This is a genomic window from Faecalibacterium sp. Marseille-Q0746, assembly GCF_017377595.1.
Lineage (GTDB): Bacteria > Bacillota > Clostridia > Oscillospirales > Ruminococcaceae > Faecalibacterium > Faecalibacterium duncaniae.
This window is the reverse complement of record NZ_JAFREI010000040.1, coordinates 1-6402: the sequence shown is the minus strand read 5'-3', so window position 1 is coordinate 6402 and position 6402 is coordinate 1. Positions and strand designations below refer to the sequence as shown.

The following is a 6402-nucleotide window of genomic DNA, read 5'->3' as shown; positions in this document are numbered from 1 at the left end:
GCAAATACAGACGCTGATTATTTACCTTGCGGCTTATAGGGAAAAACGCTGCTGCGGCAGGAAGGAGAACGTACACCATTGGTTCCTCTGCAAGCCTGCGCTGGGTGGGCAGAAACCATTAGCTGCCATCCCCATCCGCGCATCCTTCTGCCGCAGAATAGGTGCTTGCCGGAGCTGCTCGCAGTCCCTTTTCCGCATCAGCCGGAACCAAGGTGTAACACACTAGACTTTGCAAACAAAGTCGTGTGTCACGAAACCCCGGCACGGTTTCTTTGGATTCTTCCGGCTATTGCGTTGCTTCCCGGTTTCAGACAATAGAAGATGCGGGCGTCAACTCGTACACATGATCGAACTGGGCTTTACGTTCGTCGCTCAGGTGATGGCTAATCAGGATCAGGGTCAGGTCAGGGTTGGACAGCAGGCTCTTCTCCACGATGTCGGCGTTCTTCTGGTCCAGGGCGCTGGTGCCCTCATCCACCAGCAGGATGCTGCGGTTATGGATCAGAGCACGGGCGATGGCCACGCGCTGCTTCTGGCCGCCCGAGAGGGCGTTGCCTTCCTCGCCCACCGGCGTATCCAGACCCTTGGGCATATTGGCAAGGTCGCCTGCCAGGGCGCTGTCACGCAGTGCCTTTTCCATCTGCTCGTCGGTAAAGTGCTCACCCAGGGTAATGTTCTCACGGATGGTGGTATTGAACAGGAACACATTCTGTTCGATGTAGCTCATTTTCTGCTGGAGCTGCTCGGGCGTGTAATCCCGCACGTCTCTCTCGTCATAAAGGACCTTGCCCTGGTAGCCGGGCAGCCAGCCCAGAAGAATCTTCAGCAGGGTGCTCTTGCCGCAGCCGGAGGGACCGGTGAGGGCGTATTTGCCGCCTTTCTTGAATTCCGCGTTCATGTGGACCAGGATCGGCTTCTTTTCATCGTAGCCGAAAGAAACATCCTTGACCGTAATGCCTTCCTGCAGGGTAGGCAGACCGAAATCAGGAAGCTGCGCCTCGCCGGCATGGATGGTAATCTTATCGAAATAGGGCTTGCTGGCCGAGAAGGACACTGCAAGTTTGGACACCTGGTTCAGTCCATTATACACGCCGGCGCAGATGGTACCGGTGCCCATAAAGGTGGCCAGAGGAATCATATCATTGAGGATCAGGACACCCAGCAGGATGACAACGGCCACTTGGCAGACGGCGCTGACATAGGCCAGACCACAGCCGATGCCGTCCTTGTTGATGGTCAGTTTGTACTTGGCCTGCTCCATGCTGTCGCTGGCTGCATCGACTCCGCTGGTAAACCGTTCATCCTTGCCAAAGAAGCGAAGCACATCGTAACCTGCCAGCAGATCCTTGATTTTACTGACGCTGTCAGCCTGGCTGGCGGCACAGGCTGTGCCAACGGTTCCCAACCGTTTGCTGAACAGACGAGGAACGAAGATCATAACCAATGCGATGACCAGAGAAATCACCAGAAGCAGCCAATGAATGGATGCCAGTGCAACGATGCCGAACACCACCTGTGCCGCAGAACCCATGATGGTGAAAAACGGAGTCCAGGCCATCTGCTCAATCTGGTTCACGTCGTTGGTAAACTGGGAGAGGTACTCGCCGCTCTCCTGCTTATGATACTCCTGATGGGTCTTGTGCAACAGGCCCGCTGCCATATCCCGGCGCAGAGCGTTGTTCATCCGGCGCACGGCCCGGCCCTGGAAGAAGGTCTCTGCAATCAGGCAAAGGACCACGGCCAGCCAGGTCAGCAGAAGAAGAATGATCCGAATGGTGAAAGCCCGCAGATCACCGTCCAGCAGTCCCTGGGTGATCTGAATCTGTACCAGACTGGTGCAGACCTGCAAACCATAGGCAACAACCATACAGATGGAGGCCGCTGTAACAGTGGGCCAGCACTTTTTGAGATAATACTTCATGATTTCCACCTCTTCTGTGATCGTTCCATCTGTCTCTATGAACAGTGGATTGTGTGCTTTGCTCTTTCTGATTCAAATTGTAGCACACAGGATGAGGAATAAACATATCGTTTTGCGTTAGTTAACTGATTACACACATTCTGATTTTCTATAGAGGCAAACTGTCTTTCCATCAATAATTTCAGACTTTTTGCACTGCATATTCATGCAGCGCAAAACATTCCGGCAGCTACGACACTCGGGCTTCAGATCAGAAAAGCTCCACCGGCAGTTAACCTCCGGGTCGATCACAATACCTTTTTCGGGATCAACCCAACCTAACTGGTTTTGCGGGTGGTCAAGCGCCACAGTGCATTTGCCAATTTTTCCATTGGCCCGGAATACCATGCTATGTGGATAGGAAGCGTAGCACACCTGTGCAAGGGCTCCGTTTCTGTGGTTATGACACGACATCCCGATCTTATCCAGATATGCAACATGTTTTGCTACCAACACATCTTTTGTATCCTGATGAAGGATGGATAGACTGTGGACGCCTTCACCACCCCAGTCACCAACAGCACGAACAAGTACGGCGAAGCGTTTGTCATGCCCAAACAGACGGTACAGATAATCATACCAACTGTAGTCCTCATCGTCGGCCAGAATATTGTGGCGCAGCGTGATATGAAAGGAATACTCTGCCGGCGGCAACTTGGAAAGAGAGGCCAGATTGTTAATGATGGTCTGCAGGGTTCCTTTGCCGGATACATGGGGCCGAGTCTTGTCGTGATTCCAACCATCAATTGTAATTTGATAGCTGGTGATCCCTGCCTGATAGAACTGCCGAAATAGCTTGTCATTCAGCAGATAACCATTGGTGGTCATATTGGCAGCATAGTGAAAGCCATACTGTTTCTGCAGATTTTGCACAATGTTGGACACTTCCAGCACAGTGTCTTTGCAAAGAGTAGGTTCACCTCCAAACCATGCAAGTATGACCTGTTTATAGCGCGGCGCTTGTGCAGTTATATACTCCTCAATTCGGTCCAGTGTGTCACGAGTCATACTGACCGCATGGTGATCTTCATAGCAATATGGGCAGCGGAAATTGCAGCCTTCCGTCGGCATCAATGTTACCATGAAGATATTATCCAGCAAAGATCTCACCTGGTGCAGCGCATGGTCCAGTTCTTCCTCGGTTACCAGAAGCTCTTGCTCATGCAGATAGCGTGTCAACGGCGTATTCAGTTCCGCACAGACGCCGCAACGGGTGAGATTGATGAACTCCTTCTGCAGGCCATGATCGGTCAGCCGGACGGTATTGCGATACAATTCTGATGTAATATAAATAGCATCTTCTTCCGTGCGATAGGTCACATAGCTGGGTACTGTATACATATTAGCTCCTCTTTATCTATATAAAAATCCTGATTACAGGATAATTGTTCGAAATAAGGGGCCCGGAACAATCCGAACCCCTTATTAAAGTGGTAATTAACCCTGTTAGCAGAAGATATTAATGTCGATATTGCAATCAACCTGTTCTTCAATGGGCTTCTTCTCAGCGAGGACTTCCATGATTTGTTTCTCCTTTCTTTTTGGTTTTATTCAGCTTGGGAGCTTTCGTTTGTTCGTATCCCTTGCTGTGACTGTATTGTAGCACATCCTGCCGACCGGCAACATATCGTGCCGAGTTACTTGAAAATAACACAAAACGATAAGTTTTCAGTAAAAGTTGAACCGTTCACTGGAAATCCGCTGTGCCATCCTTTATAATAATAGAGATATTACTTCTATAGGAGGGTTTAGGGATGAAGAATGTCTTTCTTGGCGAGTACGTCAAGCAGCGGCGGCTGGATCTGGGTTTGACCCAGGAGCAGCTCTGCTATGGAATCTGTGAGCCTATGACTCTTTCCCGACTGGAAAATGGGAAACAGACCCCCAGCCGCAACCGGATCAATGCCCTTTTGCAGCGTCTGGGCCTGCCGGATGACCGCTATTTTGCTCTGCTGAGTAAAAATGAACTGGAGATGGAAGCTCTTCAGAAAGAAATTGTTGCCTGCAATGTGACCGAAAAGGTGCCGGAGGGCTTTGAGAAGCTCGCACAATTTGAAAAGCTGGCAGATCCGGATGATCAAATTGCGCAGCAATTTGCCCTGCGTTCAAGGGTACTTCTGGGACGCTTAGATGGACGCTACACGCCGCTGGAAATCGATCTGCTAATGCAGGCAATTCAGCTGACTGTGCCCCGCTTTGACCTGGAGAGTATAGAAAGTTTCCTTTATACAAGAGATGAAATCACAATTATCAATCAGATTGGGCTTGCTTACTCTGATGCTGGCCAAAATAAAAAAGCAGCTGAAATCTACTATCAGCTGCTTAAGTATGTGCGTAAGCATTTTAAGGAAACCATAACATCTATAGGGGTGTTGCCTTTGGTCCTTTATAATTATGCTCGGGTACTGGATTTGTGCGGTCGCTATGAGGAAGGAGCTGCACTCGCTAAAGAAGGACGAGAAGCCTGTATTCAATATGGACATTACCAAGTATTGCCCCGATGTCTGGAAATTGAAGCGGAATGCCGACATTTTATGGGCGATGACGAAATCAGCAAAGAATTGTACTACCAATCGTATTATCTCTGCAAAGTCATTGGATATCAAATCGGGTTAGAGGTTGTCAAAAAAGAAGCGAAAGAATACTTGAACATCGATTTTATGAGTTAACCCATGTCTCCAACGCCCGGCATAGCATCACATGGCTGGATAGAAGGTCTGTCCGGATTCTCAGGCTGATCAGAACCGTCAGGTTGTTCCGTTTCGGTCACACCAGGCTGCGGTGCTGGCAAGTCTTCAGGCTCAGCGGCAAAGCAGGGGACAGCCAGTAGACTGGTGGCCAGAACAATAGAGGCAATCAGGGTAAAGATACGTTTCATCATTTGTTTTTCCTTTCGTTTTATGTTGTTTTCTTGTTGGCAAAAGGATACCACTACAAGGCCATACAGACCATATCGTGCTGTGTTGCTTTTTTCTAACACAAAACGACGGGTTATACTGAGAATGAGGTCAGATGCTTTCCAATCGGCTTGTGATGCAGCAAGTACTAAAAATAAGAGAATGGCCACCCAAACCAATGCCGTCAAGTCGTTGTCGGATGAAGTGGATTTTAGTTTGTCTGGGAGTAAGTGCACGGTTTCTGCACGGTTTTTGCACGGTTTCAAAACGTGCAAAGGGTGCAAATCGTTGCAAAATCGGACAAAGGGTGCAGAAATTACCGGGTAAAAAATCACATTGCTTTGATTAAAAATAACGATGACTCGAAACTTCCATAAATTGAGACGAACCGGCGGCTTGCTCTCTTAATCAGTGGGCCCAGGGTTCGAGTCCCTGGAGGTGCACCAGATATTGAACGTCAAATCGTAAGATTTGACGTTCTTTCTTTATGTAGGAAAGCGGCTGCACACTTTCTGCACACCGTTTGCACATTTGCCCGAATCAGGGGCTTTTCTGCGCAAGGTTTGCACAGCCTGCTTTCCTTTGCATAAAAAGAAGAAATTTTAGGCGAACAAGGCTCTCGTCAATTCTCTGCGTTCGTCTGCGTCCATCAGCCGGATGGCTTCAAGGATCTCCTTGCCGGAGATTTTTGTTGCCGCCGGCTTTTCATTTTGCCGGGGCTGGGGTGCTGCCGGGGGCAGGTCTTGGGAATAGAAGTTCGCTTCGATCTTCTCGGTCAGTTCCAGCCGGGGCTTGTCCTGCGTGTGGGCGTAGGTGTCCATCAGGACAGATGCGGTGGCGTGACCTGTATTGCCCTGCACCGACTTGAAGTCACCGTCAGACTGCAAAAGCTGGTAGGTGGCACTGGAGTGCCGCAGACCGTGGAACACGATCTGTTCAAACTCTGGATGCTCGGCTCTCCACAGGCGGTACCATTTTGTCAGCAACTCCGGCGCGATGGGCAGGCCGTCCGGGAGACGAAACAGCTGACCGCAGTTGCTGTACTTCTCCGGAGCGTTCTGCTCGTCCTGTTTGAGCTTTTCAAGCCATGCTTGAAGTTCCTCTTTCAGAGGTTTGGTCATATACAGGACACGGTTGGACTTCTTGGTCTTAGGCTTTTTCAGGATGAGAGAGGACTTGCTGCCCTCACGCCTGTCCGGGAAGGTGTGGTAGACCTGATTGAGGTCGAGCTTTTCCAAAGCGTCCTTGTTGGCTCGCTGCATGGTCTTGCTGACTGAGATGGTGCCACGCCCATCGGCGGCATCGAAATTCAGATCACTCGGCTGCAAGCCGAGAATTTCGCCCTCACGGAGCGAAAGGATCATGCTCATGTGCACCGCCAGATGCAGGGCGGGGTTTTCGATGGTCTGCAAGGCTGTCAGCATGGTTTTCTCGTCCCAGATGGTGCGTTCCTCGATATTGACCTTGGGGGCATCACGGGGCAGGGGAATCTTGTGGATCAAGTCCCATTCCACCGCATAGGAAAAGGCGGTTTTCAGCAGGGTG

General features: G+C 50.2%; 5 protein-coding genes. 1 reads left to right on the top strand and 4 read right to left on the bottom strand.

What is annotated here, in order from left to right; translation table 11 throughout:
* Window positions 1-307 precede the first annotated feature (307 nt).
* Window positions 308-1921: an ABC transporter ATP-binding protein gene (locus J3351_RS13825; RefSeq protein ID WP_015565741.1), complete on the bottom strand. Its 1614-nt coding sequence runs from the start codon at window positions 1919-1921 to the stop codon at window positions 308-310.
* 129 nt (window positions 1922-2050) lie between these two features.
* Window positions 2051-3301, bottom strand: a complete 1251-nt coding sequence (locus J3351_RS13820) for a radical SAM protein (RefSeq protein WP_112114480.1) — start codon at window positions 3299-3301, stop codon at window positions 2051-2053.
* Between the two features lie 413 nt (window positions 3302-3714).
* On the opposite strand from J3351_RS13820, the gene J3351_RS13815 reads away from it, so the two are divergent.
* Window positions 3715-4629, top strand: coding sequence for a helix-turn-helix domain-containing protein (locus J3351_RS13815; RefSeq protein WP_207697986.1), 915 nt, complete (start codon window positions 3715-3717; stop codon window positions 4627-4629).
* Here J3351_RS13815 and J3351_RS13810 read toward each other — a convergent pair.
* A complete protein-coding gene (locus tag J3351_RS13810; RefSeq protein WP_146746475.1) occupies window positions 4626-5132 on the bottom strand; it encodes a hypothetical protein in 507 nt (168 codons plus the stop codon). The two genes, J3351_RS13815 and J3351_RS13810, sit on opposite strands and share 4 nt — an antisense overlap.
* 327 nt (window positions 5133-5459) lie before the next feature.
* Window positions 5460-6402 (bottom strand): tyrosine recombinase XerC (xerC, locus tag J3351_RS13805; RefSeq protein ID WP_207697985.1); only part of this gene is annotated, 943 nt, incomplete at its 5' end.

Bases quoted from the DNA above. Each gene is read 5' to 3' on its own strand.
- J3351_RS13815 (WP_207697986.1), top strand. From the start codon at position 3,715: ATGAAGAATGTCTTTCTTGGCGAGTACGTCAAGCAGCGGCGGCTGGAT.
- J3351_RS13820 (WP_112114480.1), bottom strand. From the start codon at position 3,301: ATGTATACAGTACCCAGCTATGTGACCTATCGCACGGAAGAAGATGCT.
- J3351_RS13825 (WP_015565741.1), bottom strand. From the start codon at position 1,921: ATGAAGTATTATCTCAAAAAGTGCTGGCCCACTGTTACAGCGGCCTCC.